13 protein-coding genes are annotated in these 15,010 nt (G+C 52.7%); 9 read left to right on the plus strand and 4 right to left on the minus strand.

All coding sequences use genetic code 11. The features are described from left to right. The first annotated feature begins 12 nt into the window (after positions 1-12). From BLU57_RS00200 to BLU57_RS00215, 4 genes are read left to right on the plus strand one after another with little or no spacing between them, the layout of a single operon-like run. The gene (locus BLU57_RS00200; protein ID WP_090314796.1) at positions 13-3,003 is read left to right on the plus strand and encodes a pyruvate formate lyase family protein; all 2,991 of its coding nucleotides are present in this window, start codon (positions 13-15) and stop codon (positions 3,001-3,003) included. A 2-nt stretch (positions 3,004-3,005) separates the two neighbouring features. Then, positions 3,006-3,650: a hypothetical protein gene (locus BLU57_RS00205; protein WP_090314797.1), complete on the plus strand. Its 645-nt coding sequence runs from the start codon at positions 3,006-3,008 to the stop codon at positions 3,648-3,650. Continuing rightward, on the plus strand, positions 3,647-4,399 hold the full coding sequence (locus BLU57_RS00210; RefSeq protein WP_090314798.1) for a radical SAM protein: 753 nt from the start codon (positions 3,647-3,649) through the stop codon (positions 4,397-4,399). The genes BLU57_RS00205 and BLU57_RS00210 overlap by 4 nt, the downstream gene beginning before the upstream one ends. A 23-nt stretch (positions 4,400-4,422) precedes the next feature. Next, a complete protein-coding gene (locus BLU57_RS00215) occupies positions 4,423-5,517 on the plus strand; it encodes a DUF6765 family protein (RefSeq protein ID WP_090314799.1) in 1,095 nt (364 codons plus the stop codon). Positions 5,518-5,536: 19 nt separating this feature from the next. Here the strand turns inward: BLU57_RS00215 and BLU57_RS00220 are convergent, their stop codons facing one another. Continuing rightward, a complete protein-coding gene (locus BLU57_RS00220) occupies positions 5,537-6,052 on the minus strand; it encodes a septal ring lytic transglycosylase RlpA family protein (RefSeq protein WP_256206048.1) in 516 nt (171 codons plus the stop codon). Between the two features lie 193 nt (positions 6,053-6,245). Here BLU57_RS00220 and speB point away from each other — a divergent pair, with 193 nt between their 5' ends. Beyond that, complete coding sequence (gene speB, locus BLU57_RS00225) at positions 6,246-7,223, plus strand: agmatinase (RefSeq protein WP_090314801.1); 978 nt, start codon at positions 6,246-6,248, stop codon at positions 7,221-7,223. Positions 7,224-7,232: 9 nt separating this feature from the next. Here the strand turns inward: speB and BLU57_RS00230 are convergent, their stop codons facing one another. From BLU57_RS00230 to BLU57_RS00240, 3 genes are all read right to left on the minus strand, one after another. Then, on the minus strand, positions 7,233-8,474 hold the full coding sequence (locus BLU57_RS00230; protein WP_090314802.1) for a hypothetical protein: 1,242 nt from the start codon (positions 8,472-8,474) through the stop codon (positions 7,233-7,235). A 164-nt stretch (positions 8,475-8,638) separates the two neighbouring features. Continuing rightward, complete coding sequence (locus tag BLU57_RS00235; RefSeq protein ID WP_090314803.1) at positions 8,639-10,309, minus strand: DUF5666 domain-containing protein; 1,671 nt, start codon at positions 10,307-10,309, stop codon at positions 8,639-8,641. Positions 10,310-10,332: 23 nt separating this feature from the next. Then, the gene (locus BLU57_RS00240; protein WP_090314807.1) at positions 10,333-11,205 is read right to left on the minus strand and encodes a DUF6502 family protein; all 873 of its coding nucleotides are present in this window, start codon (positions 11,203-11,205) and stop codon (positions 10,333-10,335) included. Positions 11,206-11,441: 236 nt separating this feature from the next. Here BLU57_RS00240 and BLU57_RS16385 point away from each other — a divergent pair, with 236 nt between their 5' ends. From BLU57_RS16385 to BLU57_RS00255, 4 genes are all read left to right on the plus strand, one after another. Beyond that, positions 11,442-12,212 (plus strand): cupredoxin domain-containing protein, encoded by a 771-nt coding sequence (locus BLU57_RS16385; RefSeq protein ID WP_256206047.1) that lies wholly within the window; start codon positions 11,442-11,444, stop codon positions 12,210-12,212. 29 nt (positions 12,213-12,241) lie between these two features. Continuing rightward, positions 12,242-13,036: a YncE family protein gene (locus BLU57_RS16390; protein ID WP_256206046.1), complete on the plus strand. Its 795-nt coding sequence runs from the start codon at positions 12,242-12,244 to the stop codon at positions 13,034-13,036. Positions 13,037-13,123: 87 nt separating this feature from the next. Next, entirely contained in the window at positions 13,124-13,768 is a 645-nt protein-coding gene (locus BLU57_RS00250) for a hypothetical protein (RefSeq protein WP_090314809.1), read from the plus strand. Positions 13,769-13,935: 167 nt separating this feature from the next. Continuing rightward, positions 13,936-15,009: a P-loop NTPase family protein gene (locus BLU57_RS00255; protein ID WP_090314813.1), complete on the plus strand. Its 1,074-nt coding sequence runs from the start codon at positions 13,936-13,938 to the stop codon at positions 15,007-15,009. The last annotated feature ends 1 nt before the right edge of the window (position 15,010 follow it).

Here is a 15,010-nt window from a genome sequence, read left to right on the forward strand (position 1 = left end):
CGGAGGATGATCATGAGTAATGACAGATACAACCAAGGCGGCATCCGGATCGATCTGGAACACGGAACGGCCGATACGTCCGCACTTGGCAATATTGCTATTTTTCCTATTCCCAATACCACACCCGATAAGATCAAGACATTGCACGATCTTGCGTTGAGCGATATCCAACTCGGCGACTTCCCGGTGGTGCAGGCTTGGCGCAATCAGTTGTTCGATCCGGAATGGATACCGGAGGTTTGCGATGAACTGCCGCGTTTACTGACTGAATTTCTGCGCCAGCCCGATCGTGCGGCGCTGCCGCCGGTGACGCGCCGCGCGCAGGCGTTGAAACATGTATTCAGCCACAAAACCCCGCTGGTGCGCAGCACCGATCTGCTGCCGGGACAAACCACCACCAGCTTTGTCGGGCCGGTTGTGTATATGGATATGAGTGGCTATTGCATCTGGCCTGAGCTGGAAACGCTGGCGAAACGGCCGCAAAATCCGTTCAAGATCAAACCGGAAGTGGCCAAGCGGCTGAATGAAGAAATCTTTCCTTTCTGGCTGGAGCGGCGCACGGTACAAGAGGCGGCGCGTTATAGCGATTACGATACCGCGGATTACAAGAACGATCAGCGCGATGAGGTCGACGGCGGAATGTGCGAAGGCAAACCGTCCATTGATCCTCCACTTAAAAAAGAAGCCGGTGAGACGCCTAAATGCCAGGAGCTGTTTGAGCGGGTTGCGTTTTATCTATCCGATAAAGCTACGGCTGTGTCGCATACCGCACCGGATTTCAGCCGGGTGCTCAAGTTCGGTTTTGATGGTTTGATTGCGCAGTTGCAGCAGGATATCGCGAGCGGTGTTGCGGATACGCCGGAAAAAATTGAATTTGCGCGCAGCGTTATCGCCGTGTACGAGGGCGCCAAGATCTATGTCGGCCATTTGGCCGATGCCGCCGAAAAAGCCGGAAATAACGAGCTCGCCGCCATTTGCCGCAAGGTTCCGGCAGAACCAGCCAGCACGCTGGCGGAAGCGATGACCGTCGTCTGGATTTGCTACCATTTGCTGTTGCAGGAAAATACCAATTTCGGTCTCTCGCTGGGACGATTGGATCAGACGCTGAATGAGTTCTATCTGCGTGACTGGCAGTCGCAACCGGATGAAGCGGCGAAAACGGCATATACAAAGCGGGCGGTTGAGTTGATGTGTCACTTCTTTTTGCGCTGCTCCGATCATGTGCCATTGTCGCCAGAAAGCGCGGAAGTGTTGTTTGCCGGTAGCGGTTCGAATCAAGCTCTGACCGTGGGCGGTACGTGCTGGGAAAATGGTCAGACGGTCGATGCGGTCAACGACATGACCTACATCATCCTGAAAGCGACGGAAATGCTGTCCATCCGAGATCCGAATGTGCATGCCCGTTATCATGAGGATGTTCATCATCGCGCGCCGGATGGCACGCCTTTGGCGGCGCATGAGGTTTCCCCTTATCTGAAACGCATTTGCCAGGTGAATCTGGTTACCCGCGCGACGCCCGCGTTGCACGGCGATGTGCCGGTGATCCGCAGCATGGCGAATTATTATGCCAAGCACGATCATGTCACGGCTGACGAAGCGTTGGCGGATGCGCACGATTACGCATCGATTGGTTGCATCGAACAGAATGCCGACCATAAACATTACGGTCATACCGGTTCCACCTTGCTGGTGCTCCCGGCAGTACTGGAACTGGCGATGTTCGGCGGCAAGCACCGTAGCGATGGCATCGGCAAAAACGATCCCAATTTGTTTTACGGCAAGACGGATTACACGTCCCCGCCGTTGACGGCAATGACATCGATGCAGGATTTCATCGACAGCTTCCGCTTTCAGCTCGACGAAATGGCGCGTCATTGCGTGCAATTCAACAATTATCTGGGGCGCACGCTGGAAAAAGTCCGGCCATCGCCGCTGCTGTCGGGGTTATTCGACGGCCCCACGAACAAACCAGGGGAAAACGGCGCCAAATTTCGCGACGTTGCTTCCGGCGGTGCAAAATATAATTCTTCCGGGGTGGCTATTATCGGGCTTGCCGATGTGATCGATTCGTTCTGTGTGATCGATGCGCTGGTGTTCGGCGGCAAAATGTCGGCGCAGGAGCTGATCGCGGTATTGGATGCGGATTTCGGCCGCAGCCCATCGGTTAGTAATGAGGCGGAAGCGCACAATTTTGTCAAAACCTGGCTGGACCGTATCCGGCAGTTGGCGAGCGGTTCCCGCACGCATCCGGCGGCGATGGCGTCAGAACGGCTGCAAGAGTGCATGCGCTTGATCCGCTTAGCGCCGAAGTATGGCGCCGGAGTCGATGAGACGCCCGGCGGTATCTACAACAACGCGATGGCGGTTAAATACACACGCCTGTTGACTAAAATGATCCAGGAGGTATTTTTCAAGTACCGCACGCACCGTGGCGGACGCTACCTGACCGGTTACTGGAGCATGACCAACCATGCCGGTTTCGGCATGCTGAGCCGGGCCACGCCGAACGGCCGTAGCAATGGCGCGTCGTTCGCCAGCGGTATCACGCCGTGCCCCGGCATCGTCAAAGCCAATGGCGATCCGGTCATGCTGTTGGATCACATGCTGTCGGTAGCGAGCGTCGACGCGGACACGGTGCAGAATGGCTACACCTACAATCTTAGTCTGACGCCGCGCGGCAAACCTTATTTCAACGAAGATACAGAGCTTTTTGCCACGCATATGAAAACATTTATGGATCAGGACGGTGTGCTGGTGCAGCTGTGCGTGACCTCGATCGAAGATTTCATTGCGGCCAACGCCGCCGCAACGGCGGCAAGCCAGGCCGGTGCGGGCGAAGCCGAGCAAAAAGCGCTGGCACCATACAAAGATTTGATGATCCGCGTGGCCGGTTACTCCGCTTACTATGTCACCTTGAGTCCGTTGATGCGGCAGGAAATCATCGATCGCGCCAATTTCGATATGAAAAGCGGTGTTGAGCAGCATGAAACCATAGGAGCATAACGATGCATGCCACTATTCCCGCGTTACCCGGCGGTATTCACTATATTCTGAAATCCGGCATCGAGTTGGGCGAAGCGGACGGCACGCTGAGCGGATTGTTGAACCGCATGGAAGGCACGATGCTGGCTGCGGGCATGGCCGTAATGATCAAGCTCGGTTTTGGCTTCTTGATCAATCCGGGTTTAAGTGAATCACAAGCGAAAAAAGCGCAGCATTTTTTTGAAAACAATTTCGTCATCAAAGATCCCAATGTTGCCGGTGGTATCCGCTACTATCAGGGAAAAATCCTGATCCGCACCCGCAAACCGCAGGATGACATGAATGTGCTGATCAAATTCTGCCCCGATCCGGAGGCGCTCTATATTCAAACGCCTTTTGGCCGGCAACTGAACCCGGCGGCGATCGTTACGACCGAAGCGCTCAGCGAAACGGAAGCGGACCGGATTGAGCGCGATCCGAACGAAGTGGATCTGATGATCCGCTTTAAGGATACCCAGGCGATTTTGGGATTGGCCGGGCGTCCGAATGTCGATGTCGCGCAATTACTGATTGAAAATCTGGTGCAGATTACCGGCAATTTCGGACATATGTTCAAGTTCGGTGCGATTGGCATGAACGTGCAGATGGCCATGAAGGATTTTTTATGAGCAACGAAAAAGGGCTGGTTTTCGACATCAAACGCGATTGCAGCGAAGACGGCCCCGGTATCCGCACCACGGTGTTTCTGAAGGGCTGTCCGCTTTCCTGCGTTTGGTGCCAGAATCCCGAAGGCAGAGCGGTCAAGCCCGAAACCGATATTCATGGCACACACATTGGCACGTGGTACACGGTGGACGAGCTGATGTACCGTTTGTTGCAAGACAAACCGATTTTTACTGCAAGCGGCGGCGGTGTCACGCTGTCGGGCGGCGAAGCGACGTTGCAAATGGGGTTCGCCAGTAAATTGCTGCAAGCCTTGAAGCGCGAAGGCATTCACACGGCGATAGAAACCAGCGGGTTTTTCGATTATCAACGCTTCAGGGATGAAATGCTGCCGTGGCTGGATTTGATCTATTACGATATCAAACTGATGGATGAGGCGGCCAGCCAACAGTATTGCGGGCACTCGAGCAAGCGCATTCTGGATAATTTCTCCCGCCTGCTCAAGGATGCGCAAATCCCGGTGATTCCACGAATTCCGCTGATTCCGGGAATAACGGCGACTGAAGACAACCTCCGCGCAATCGCCGCATTTCTCGATCAACAAGGCGTCAAGTCGTGCGCGTTGATGCCCTACAACCCGTTGTGGAGCGATAAGCTGAAGCAATTAGGCTTGCCGGTTCGTTACGAGCACAAAGGCTTCATGACCCCTGCCGAGCAAAAAACCTGCATCGGCTATTTTACGAAAGCAGAATAATTCAATCGAGTAAAAGGACAATCATGCAAAAAGACTTTCATCATGCGACCACTTATGTGCTGGCGCGATTGGCCGGTTTTGATCACCCAGAAGCGGATATCATTGCCTATGCTTCGCAATATGTCGATGATGCAACAAATTCCGGTGTGATTCGCTTCACCGACGGTTCCATGTATGAACATATCAGTTCGGCGCATAAAACATTCGATTACAAAAATTTTGACGAGCTGGCCAACCACCAGGCATGGCTGCCGTTCCATTTTTTGCCGGGTAATAATGAGGCGAATGCCGGACAGAATCCGCTGGATACCTTCATGGACAAAATCGTCTGCAAACCGGATAGCCCCATTGCCAGAGACATGGTAGCCGCGTGCATCAATAGCAAGAACAGTCCGCACGCGTTGCAGCGGCTCGGCATTACCCTGCATGTTTATTCCGATACCTGGTCGCATCAGGGTTTCGCCGGAGTTAATCACAAGAACAACGATATCAGTAAGCTGAACGATGAGGACAATCCCGGCAATTACTTGGCGGCCCGGCTGAAGGATTTCTTTGGCGACGCGTTTGATGATGTCGCCAGTAAGCTGGTGGGCGATACCTTGCCGTTGGGTCACGGCGCCGCGCTTTCCTATCCGGATCGTCCCTATTTAAAGTGGAGTTACAAAGATCACCATAAGAACAAAGTCGTTAGAGATAACGCGGCGATTTTTCTACAGGCTGCGGAAAAAATGGTCATGGCTATGCAGCGTTTCCGCCTCAGGAATGCGAATGCCGATGTTCCCGGTTTGCAGGCTACCGATAAAGCCAGAATCGAAGCGTTGTTCCGCAATATCAAACACGAAGAGGAAAATGCCCGGCATCAGGCGTGGCTGGAACGTATCTCAACCGGTTATTTCAATTTCCCGCCGGTCAATCTCACGTATATCGCTAAAGGGCCCGGCTCTTGGAAACACAAGGCGCTGGGCACGATCAGAGTTGCGAACGATAAAAGTCAGAAGTTTGAACTCAAACCTGACTTTCTGACCAGCCATTGGAAACTGTTTCACGACGCGCTGCAAGTGCACCGCTTTTATGTGATTCATGAATTGCTGCCGCGCTACGGCATTTGTGCGGCGTAGCGGTAATGCGCTGAAGGTTCTATTTCTGGCTGATTTTTTCGTCGAGATGCTCGACCTTGACTTTGGCTACGCCGTGCAAGCCGATCTTTTTGGCCGCGCCGTGTGATAAATCGATGATTCTGCCTTTCTTGAACGGTCCGCGGTCATTGACCAGAACGTCGACATGACGGCCGTTTTGCAAATTGGTCACCCGGACGCGCGATGGTAAAGGCAATGTTTTATGCGCGGCGGTTAAGCCATGCGGGACGAAGCGTGTTCCCATCGCGGTGCGATTGCCCGATTCCGAACCATACCAGGAAGCATGGCCGATCTCACGATAGCCGGCGGCCGAGCGCATCGGGTAGTAGGTGACGCCCTTTATCTTGTAAGGTTTGTTGTACGGTGCGGTGAGATTGGGGTAGCGTTGATTGCCCGCATCGGGTGAACGCTGCGAAGTGCCGGAAAACATCGAAGCGCAACCGCTGACCAAACCGGCGGTCAGCAGTATGACGCTCAAATGCTTGCGATAGGTTGACTGTTGCATCGTATCTTTCATACAGAAGTGTTTCCAAAACGCGCTGGATTATAACGTTATCCGGCTGCCATTAGCTATGATCGATGGCATGAGCTTTTGTTCGCATCACAAAATCTTGAATTTGCAGTGACCAATCATATTATCATCGCCAGCTGGTGCTGAAGTGACAAGATTGCGCCAGCGCATTCAACGACAAAGGAAGAGGGATTGAACTATGACGGATAACAGCCACATCAAAATCAATGGCGCGATCGCACGCGAGAATCCTTACGCCATGCTGCGCGAACCGACATTTTCGGGCGTGCTGTCCTTCATGCGGCGCAATTACAGCAAGGATATTACCGGGGCCGATCTGGTGATCAGCGGTATTCCGTTCGATCTGGCGGTGACTTACCGCTCCGGTACGCGCTTCGGGCCGCAGGGCATTCGTTTGGCGTCGGCGGAAGTGGCGTCAATGAAACCTTATCCGTGGGGGTTCGATCCATTCGAGAATCTCGCCGTGATCGATTTTGGCGACTGCTATCTCGATGTGCATAATCCGATGACGATCCATGAAACGATTGCCGCTCATGCCCGGCATATTCTGGCATCGGGTGCGCGCATGCTGACGTTTGGCGGCGATCACTATATCAGTTATCCGCTGCTGAAAGCGCATGCGGAAAAGTTTGGTGCGCCGCTCGCGTTGATTCATTTCGATGCGCATAGCGATACCTGGTCAGACGATACGCCAAGTTCGCTGAATCATGGTTCGATGTTTTATAAAGCCGTGCAGGACGGATTGATCGATCCCAAACATTCGGTACAAATCGGTATCCGTACCTGGAATGACGACTTCATGGGCATACATGTTTTGGATGCGACCTGGGTGCATCGGCATGGCACCGATGCGGTGGTCGCCGAAGTTGAACGTATCGTCGGCGATCGTCCGACCTACTTTACCTTCGATATCGATTGCCTCGATCCGGCGTATGCGCCGGGCACCGGTACGCCGGTGTGCGGCGGATTGACTACCGCGCAGGCACTGGCGATTATTCGCGGTTTTACCGGTATCAATCTGATCGGCATGGATATCGTGGAAGTGTCGCCGCCCTACGATCACAGCCAGATCACGGCGCTCGCCGCCGCGCATATCGCCTGCGATCTGATTTGTTTACTGGCGAAACGCAAAGCGGATGGGTTGTTGCATATTTGACCGGGTGGCTTAAAAAACATAGCGTAAATTAATACCGCCACCCCAATCCGGACTGCGTTCCGAGAAACCTTTCAAGCCATAAATGTTGAGTCTGATATTGTTGCTGACTCTTTGGGAAAGATAGAGCGTGAGGTCTCTGCTGTCTTGCAGCCGCACGGGCGATTGTCCCATGTTGTAACTCGTTCCCACAGTGACGGTTCCGGATAGCCGGTAACCGATTCCGGCTCCGCCATAAAATACGTTGTGAAACGTTACATTGGACGGATTGCCGAGTATCCGGTAGCCGAAAGTTGCGCTGAGTGTGAAATTCGAGATGGTTTTATACAGATCTCCTTGAATTGCGTAATCGACCTGGCCGGTACCCAGGTTCTGGCTGGTGCTGGCCGTGGGGATTTTTAACCGGGCGGTGATATCAAAGGCGATACCGGTCGGCGCATGATCGATTAAGTTGTAGCTAAAGGCGGTAACCATGTCGCCCAGCCCCGAGCGGCTTGTGCTTGAAAGCGCGGAACCGCCCAACGGAATGCCGCCCGCCAGGCCGAGCGCGCCTACTTTAAGTTGCCTTAATTTGCCAATAGCATCCGTTGAATCATCATCGCCAACATCACTTCCGCCACTGCCATCGTCAACACCGCCGCCGTCGTCAATACCTCCGCCACCACTGCCGCTATCGTCTCCGCCGCCGTCATCGCTGCCCCCGCCACCACTGCCGCTGTCGTCGCCACTGCCGTCATCGCTGCCTCCACCGCTGCCGCTATCGTCGTCACCACCGTCACTGCCGCTACCGCTACCGCCGCCATCATCATCGTCATCGCTTCCACCACCCCCGCCGGAGCCGGAGTTTCCACCTGAGCCTGAGTTGTTTCCATTTTCGGAGATAATCACCGGACAATTGATGTTTAGTTCATCGCAAATAACAATACCGCCACCACTGGAGCCTCCGCTCACACCACCTCCATTAATTATGGTTCCTCTGCCATCGATCCCGCCGATCCCGGGCCCCAGCACATTGCCCGGCCCGGTCATATTGAGATACGGAAGGGTTACCCGGAAGGATGCCCGGCCCTTGTCGTAGCGAGCCGTGAAAGGGACATACCAAATATCGGTTGCGGATGGTCCGCCGTATTTGCCCGTTGTGAAGTCGGTTGCAGTGCTGAAGCTGAACCCATTCGCAAATACTGCGGGGGAATTACAGGCAATGGATAGAAAGAGAATGAACTGAAATGGCTGAAATGATAGGAATCGGCGCATGGAGACTTGCTATGGTTGGGGTTAGTTTCGTGCTCGACATGTATGGGGTTATTTCCTACATTGTTGAGTGTAATTATCTTACATAGGATAAAACTAACAATTTGAAAAATTAATAAGTATTTTACTGATTTAGATTTGAGAAACCATTGATCGCGCGTGCTTGCTCAGCGATCAAAATCCCTGTCGCGATGACTGAAGTCCCTGTCTTGATGACCGCTATGATCGCGAATTTGGTCTCTATCCAGGACATGATCTCTATCCGGGATATGATCCCTATCGCGGGTATGATCTCTATCCGGGGTATCAATGTCGCGGAGGTTGTCTTTGTGGTCGCTTGGTCTTTCGGAGCGATCCGGCATCTCCGTGGGCTTCTCGGGTTTATCCACGGAGCCGTGACCGGAAAGATTCTGCTCGCGGTTATCTTGCGGCTTTTCACCATGATCGCTTCCGGAAGAGCCGGAATGGTCTGTTTTCTCCTCACGGCTGGCGGGGATGGCTGCGTCTTTGGCATGAGAATCGCCTCCGGATGCGTGATTCTTGCCTGAATGGTCCCCGGTATCCTTTTTTAATTCACTTTTATGATCCGAGCCAGAACCGCTGCCCTGGTTCTGCTCGCTTTTGTTATTTTGAAGCGATTTGGCCTCATGCTCGTTACCGGAGTTATTTTTTTTGCCGTGATCGCTGGTGTCGATTCCATCGTTGCCGATTCTTTCCAGAATTTGCAGTTGCACCGGCACTTCTTGCTTGAGTTCAATCCGTTCGGGATTGATTCGCTGATCCGCACCGGGCCGGCCGCTGATCTGAATGCGTTGATCTAGTCTGAGGTCGCTCCTTGCGTTGCCGGCAACCGAGCTGCCCGGATCCAACGTGACAATCCGGTTACTCAGGTTTAATTCGTTACCATCCAGCGCATGGATATAGCCTTCGATCACGACATGATCGACATTGCCGATACTCTGGCGGGTCGGTTCCGCTTGAACCTGATGCGCCTTCATTTGCAGGCCATCCCAACGGCCGGCGATCGACACTTCCATGCCTTTTGCCAGACCTTGCGGCATTAATTTGGCGTCGTGATGGATACGGGTGCCATTGACTTCAATGCCTTGTTCGTCAATTTGTGTGATATGGCCGTTTAATCTGGCTTCCGCACGCGGTGCAATGGTCTCGACGCGCGAGGCGGCAATCGTGCCGCTGGAAAGCCGGTGACCGCTGATTTGTACCCAATCGCCGTTTTTCAGATGGGAGAAATTACCGTGCTCGCCGCCTTGTCCGACCCTTACGGTTTGCCCCAATACTTGCATTTCTCCTTTCGTGGCATCGAAGTGGCTGACCGGACCAATTGCGGCATGGATCACTGCAATGTTGCGCGCAGTGAGTTTATCGCCTGTACCGAGCGCCCGGGCGGCAACGACTTGGCCTACGGCCAGTTCGCGTGCGGTGGTTGGCTGGCCATCCATAGAGATGGTTGTGCCGGAGCTGTACTGAATTTCAATGCCGTTGACACAAATACTGGCGAATCCGGTGATAACGCCCACAATTCCTGTACCGCCGATACCGCCATCGTCTGCGATGTTTTCGGTTCCACCGATTCCGCCTTGGGGATTGCCGGTGCCACCCATTCCACCATCGTGCAAGCCAGTCCCGCCAATGCCGGATTGAGCCGCGCCGGTACCGCCGATTCCGGAGTGGGCAAGAATGGCAGGATTAACGAGAGAAGCGTTGCTGTCGCAGTTATTTTGCGCGAATGCGCTGACCGCGCATGAGAATGTCAAAGCGATGATGCCGAATTGACGCAAGCTGGTTTGGCATATCGCCGCTAATGAAATTTTTTTCATTCGGATAGATTCAAGTTCTTGTGCTAGGAATGCGAATCGCTTGTTGGCCCGGGGGCTTTTTCCGGTTCGACCGGCTCGCTGTAATAATAAATGCCAAATGTCATGCGGTAATTCGGTTCGCATTTTTGCGCATCGCTTTTTTCCAGTTCCAAGGCGGTCTTGTTGATTGCAAGTAAGGATTCCATGCCCAGTTGCGCGGATTTCTCAGCGAGTATTTTGACTGAGTCGGCGCTCAATCCATCGTAGTAAACACTGCGCTCCAGGAAAGGCTGACTGTGACCGAGCAGGTTGCTGGTTGCCGCCGCTGCGTGATCGTGTAAGTTATGGCCAAAATAAAAAACTTTCTCGTCAAAGCCATGAGCGGGAATGAACGCCGCCGTATTGAGACAAACGCGGTTTTCTTCGTCGAAGTGAGCAACGCCAAGCCTTAACCACTCATCCAGCACAACCCGTGAACGGATATCGCAGCTCACACTGGCGACCAATCCCTCGAAAGAAATATCACCACCTTCCCGGGCGAATCGTGGCAGCCGTTTGGGTTGATTGTTTTCGTCCAGATAACGGGGATCGCTGCTCCAGAGACTGACCAGCCGGGCTCCGAGTGAAACCGCTTGTGGCGTGGTTTCGGTGTCGGCATAACTGCCATGGCGCAATCGCTTGATGTCTTTGCGGTGAATACCGGTCAGCAAACTGAGATGACTATCCGTGGAAGGTTTATCACCGATTTTGAAGTCGTTTGCCGCCACTTCGACATATAAATCTTTCAGCATTTCCGTCAGAAAGGGATAGGTGATTCCTTTGGCCAGCATCAGTTTGATGAATGGACGTAATACCCGGCGCACTGCTGTGATCAGTGCCGGTGAAAGATTTGAATTGGTTGAATGAACACCATGCATAACAATTGTCCACGAGGAAGTAAAACGCCATTAACTAATGATTGCAAATCATTTTAGCATGTTGTGGGAAAATATCACACAAAATATTGACATGGAAATTTTTCCCACGTATAGTTCTTTCCATGCGGGAAAATATCACACAAAAATAAAGATAGAGAAAGATAGCCTTCAGGAATGAAGAGTTAAATTGAAGGTGAAAGCTGCAGTTTTTAGTTAAATCAAAGGAGGGGTTTGATATGTTTCAGAAATCAGTCGTCAGAAAGATTACGGGCGTCATTGCTTGCTGCTCAACAGTCTTGGTTTTGTCAGCAAGCAATGTTTGGGCTGACGGCAATCAAGTTAATTTTTCGCTGACCGATATTCCGGGCCGCTGGTTTGACACCGGATCGGCGATTGCAGGTAACCGTTCGATAGCCGTCGCCACACCGGGCGTGCAAGTTAATTTTTCCGGTAACTCAAATACGGTACATACCAGAACCAGCTTGATTTACCCCACTGGCGCGGCAGGCATGCCATTTAATACCGATCCCAAGAAAGGCGGCGACAGTCTGACACTGACGACGCCGGGATTGTATGTCTTTACTTGCAGTATTCACCCGTACATGTTTGGCGCGGTGATTGTGGACGATCCGGCAACTACCGGACTGGATCTGGGTTCTTCACTCAGCCTGATCAACGGTATTACGGTTCCAAGCAGCAGCGATCTCGCTACACGGTTGTTACGGACATTCTTCATTGCGACCAATCCAGCCAATTGGCAGAACTACGCCAGTAATGCAAAGTGGCATATCACTTATCCCAACGTTGATGTGCGTGTCGATATCGGTGTCGTCAATTTGCCAGCCGTATTGAATGCGCGCTATGACAATGACATCAATCTGTCCGCGTTGCAAAATCCCGCAATCCCGGCGGTTGGGGAAATCTGGGCGGCGACGCAATTTGAGATGACTTCGGGAAAATCCAAACCGGGAACCGTGTCCGCATTGATGGCACTAACTGGCAAGTAACACGCAAGGTGGCGCTGCCTTCGATCAAAATGAACAATCCGCACAATATGTGGACGGATAGGGATCAGAACGTGATCTATGTAACGCAATGGTTTGACAAAAAACTGACGGTTTATGACCGCAAGACCGGCGCACTGATCCGCAACGTATCCGTTGGTGAAGCGCCAGCGCATGTGATGACGCTGACCGATACGGATAGGTTGCATATTACTAACAATGGCGATACCCGCACGGATTCCGTGATGGAATTGAGTCCACTGGCTGCTCAAGTGCTGCGCCGGATGGATATTGGACGGGACAATGCGCACGCGCACTGGATGAGTCATGACGGCAAAACCATGGTGACACCGAATGTGCTATCCGGCGATACCACGCAATATAACTTCAAAACAAATTCCATCGATGCCATTTTGCCCGTGAGCGGACATTTCAGCCATCCGCTGGCCACCGGCATGATGCCGGATGCCAGCAAGTATTATGTCGCTAATTTGCTGGATAGCACCATCACGGTGGTCGACATGAAATTACATACCGTTATCAAGCATATTAACCTGATTGAGCATTACGATCCGCTATCCGGTGCCATCTCGGGTCCTGTCGGCGCGTTACCGATCCAAACGCCGGTATCGCCGGATGGAAAAAATATGGTTACGGCGAATACGCTGACCGGTACGATTACCATCGTCGATACGCGCCCCAATTTGGCAACAACCGATGAAGTGGTGGCTATGCTGCCGTGCGATCCCGGTTGTCATGGTGTGCAATACGGAGCCAAGAAAGGCGGCGGTTATTACGCGTACGTCACCAGTAAATTCTCGAACTGAATGTTGGATAGAAAGGTATTTTTAGAAATATGTTGTTAATTTAAATGTTGTACTGTGTTTGTTACTTTTATCAATGAGGAGAAAAAAATGAGTTCAGGACATGACGGACGTGATGATGATTCATCCGGGCACGAGCACAAAGCTTTTAAGTTCACGATTGTGGATAGTAAGGTAACGGCTGCATTTGAGCTGGATGATGGCGTGTGGGAATCAAAATCGATCGATGATGACGGCAGTGAAACCTACGTAGTGGAAGGAACCGAGGTCGTTCGTACCGAGGTCAAACCTTTCGGCACGGAAATAACCCGCTATGCCGACGTCGATAGCGATGGCACTTACTTACGTGTTTCGGAGCAATGGACAGTTTCACCAGGTGCCAACGGCACGGTGCCAAAGTTTTCCGGGCTGCTGAGATTTTCACCCACCGACAGCGATGATGCGATTGCAGTGCGCGCCGGTGAAGACTGCTCTGGCGGGCGTGGTTCCGATGATTTTGTAATCCGCGATGCATCGCATTTGCGCATCGATGATTTCAGCTCGCTGGAGCATGATACGCTGGTTTTTGATACCGGACTTGGCTTGACGTCGAGGGAACACTTGGCCAGCTTTATTACCGATATTCATCAGGAAGGCACCAATTTCATTGTGAACTTCGGTTCCGATGTATCAATCACGCTAGTCGGCGTGCAACCGGATCACATCAGCTGGGATGATGTTAGCGTACTGAGCTAGCATCCGCACATCGAGGGGTTTTTAATCCCTCCCGTTTATCAATTTCAGCTTCTCGTGGAACTTCCCAAAACAGGCCGTATCGCGCCCGTTTTGGGAAGCAGGGGAGTTATTTTCTAAAAATTGGCTACCCCGGCATTTTTTGGAATTTACCGATAAAGGAATTTACCATGAACACTTTACTTATCAGTCAAGAGCGTTTGCTGCAAGCGAAGATTGCTTATACGCCGCGCAACTTAAAATTGGACGCAGCAGCGGCGTTGTTGCAGGGGGACGAAGTAATTCCCGATGCTGGCGATATGGTGCTGGCGAAGGTCACCAAGATTGGCCACCATAGCGGGCTGGAATTGGCGCACGGACGGCGTTCCGCGCTGTTTGCAGGTGACGAAATCATTGTCTGCTATGGCGATCGCTATGCGCCCGATCAGTTTGAGGCGCAAGTGCCGGATGATTTGCAGGCATGCGATCTGGTGGCATCCGGCGGCATTGCAGCACGTGTTAATTACCGTCACGCCAGTGTCAAAGCGCCCACCAGCATCGAACCTATCGGTTTATTGCTGGATAGCCATAATCAGCGCATCAATTTGCGCGATACCGCACTGCCTAAACTGGTCAGTTTGTTTCCACGCCCCTACACAATAGCGGTAACCGGAACGGCGATGAATGCCGGCAAAACAACGACTGCGGCCACTTTGATTCGAGGTCTGGTTAATGCGGGCTATACCGTAGGCGCGGCAAAAGTGACCGGCACCGGTTCCGGCAGGGATACTTGGCTCATGACCGATGCCGGATCCAAATTAACGCTGGATTTCACGCACGCCGGTTTTCCTTCGACATATCTGCTTGCGCCGGAGCAAACCGGCCATATCGTGGAAACGTTGGTTATGCATCTTAGCGCAGCCAAAGTGGATGCGATTGTGCTGGAAGTGGCCGATGGTTTGTTGCAGCGCGAAACAGCCGCTTTGCTGGACTCCAAGGTCTTTGCACGATCCGTGGATAGCATGATTTTCGCTGCGGGCGATGCCATGGGCGCAGTAGCCGGTATAGAGCACTTAAAGCGTAAGAATCTGCCGGTAAGCGCGGTCAGCGGCCGGTTGACAGCCTCTCCTCTGGCGATCATTGAGACAGAATATGCCACCGGATTACCTGTGTTTGATAAGGCCGAGCTCAGCTCTCCAACGATCGCCAGTGCGCTGCATATTCCGCTGCAAGCTTCATCACTGCGGAAAATATTGGCAGGCTAGC

This window comes from Nitrosomonas oligotropha (assembly GCF_900106555.1).
GTDB classification, from domain to species: domain Bacteria; phylum Pseudomonadota; class Gammaproteobacteria; order Burkholderiales; family Nitrosomonadaceae; genus Nitrosomonas; species Nitrosomonas oligotropha_A.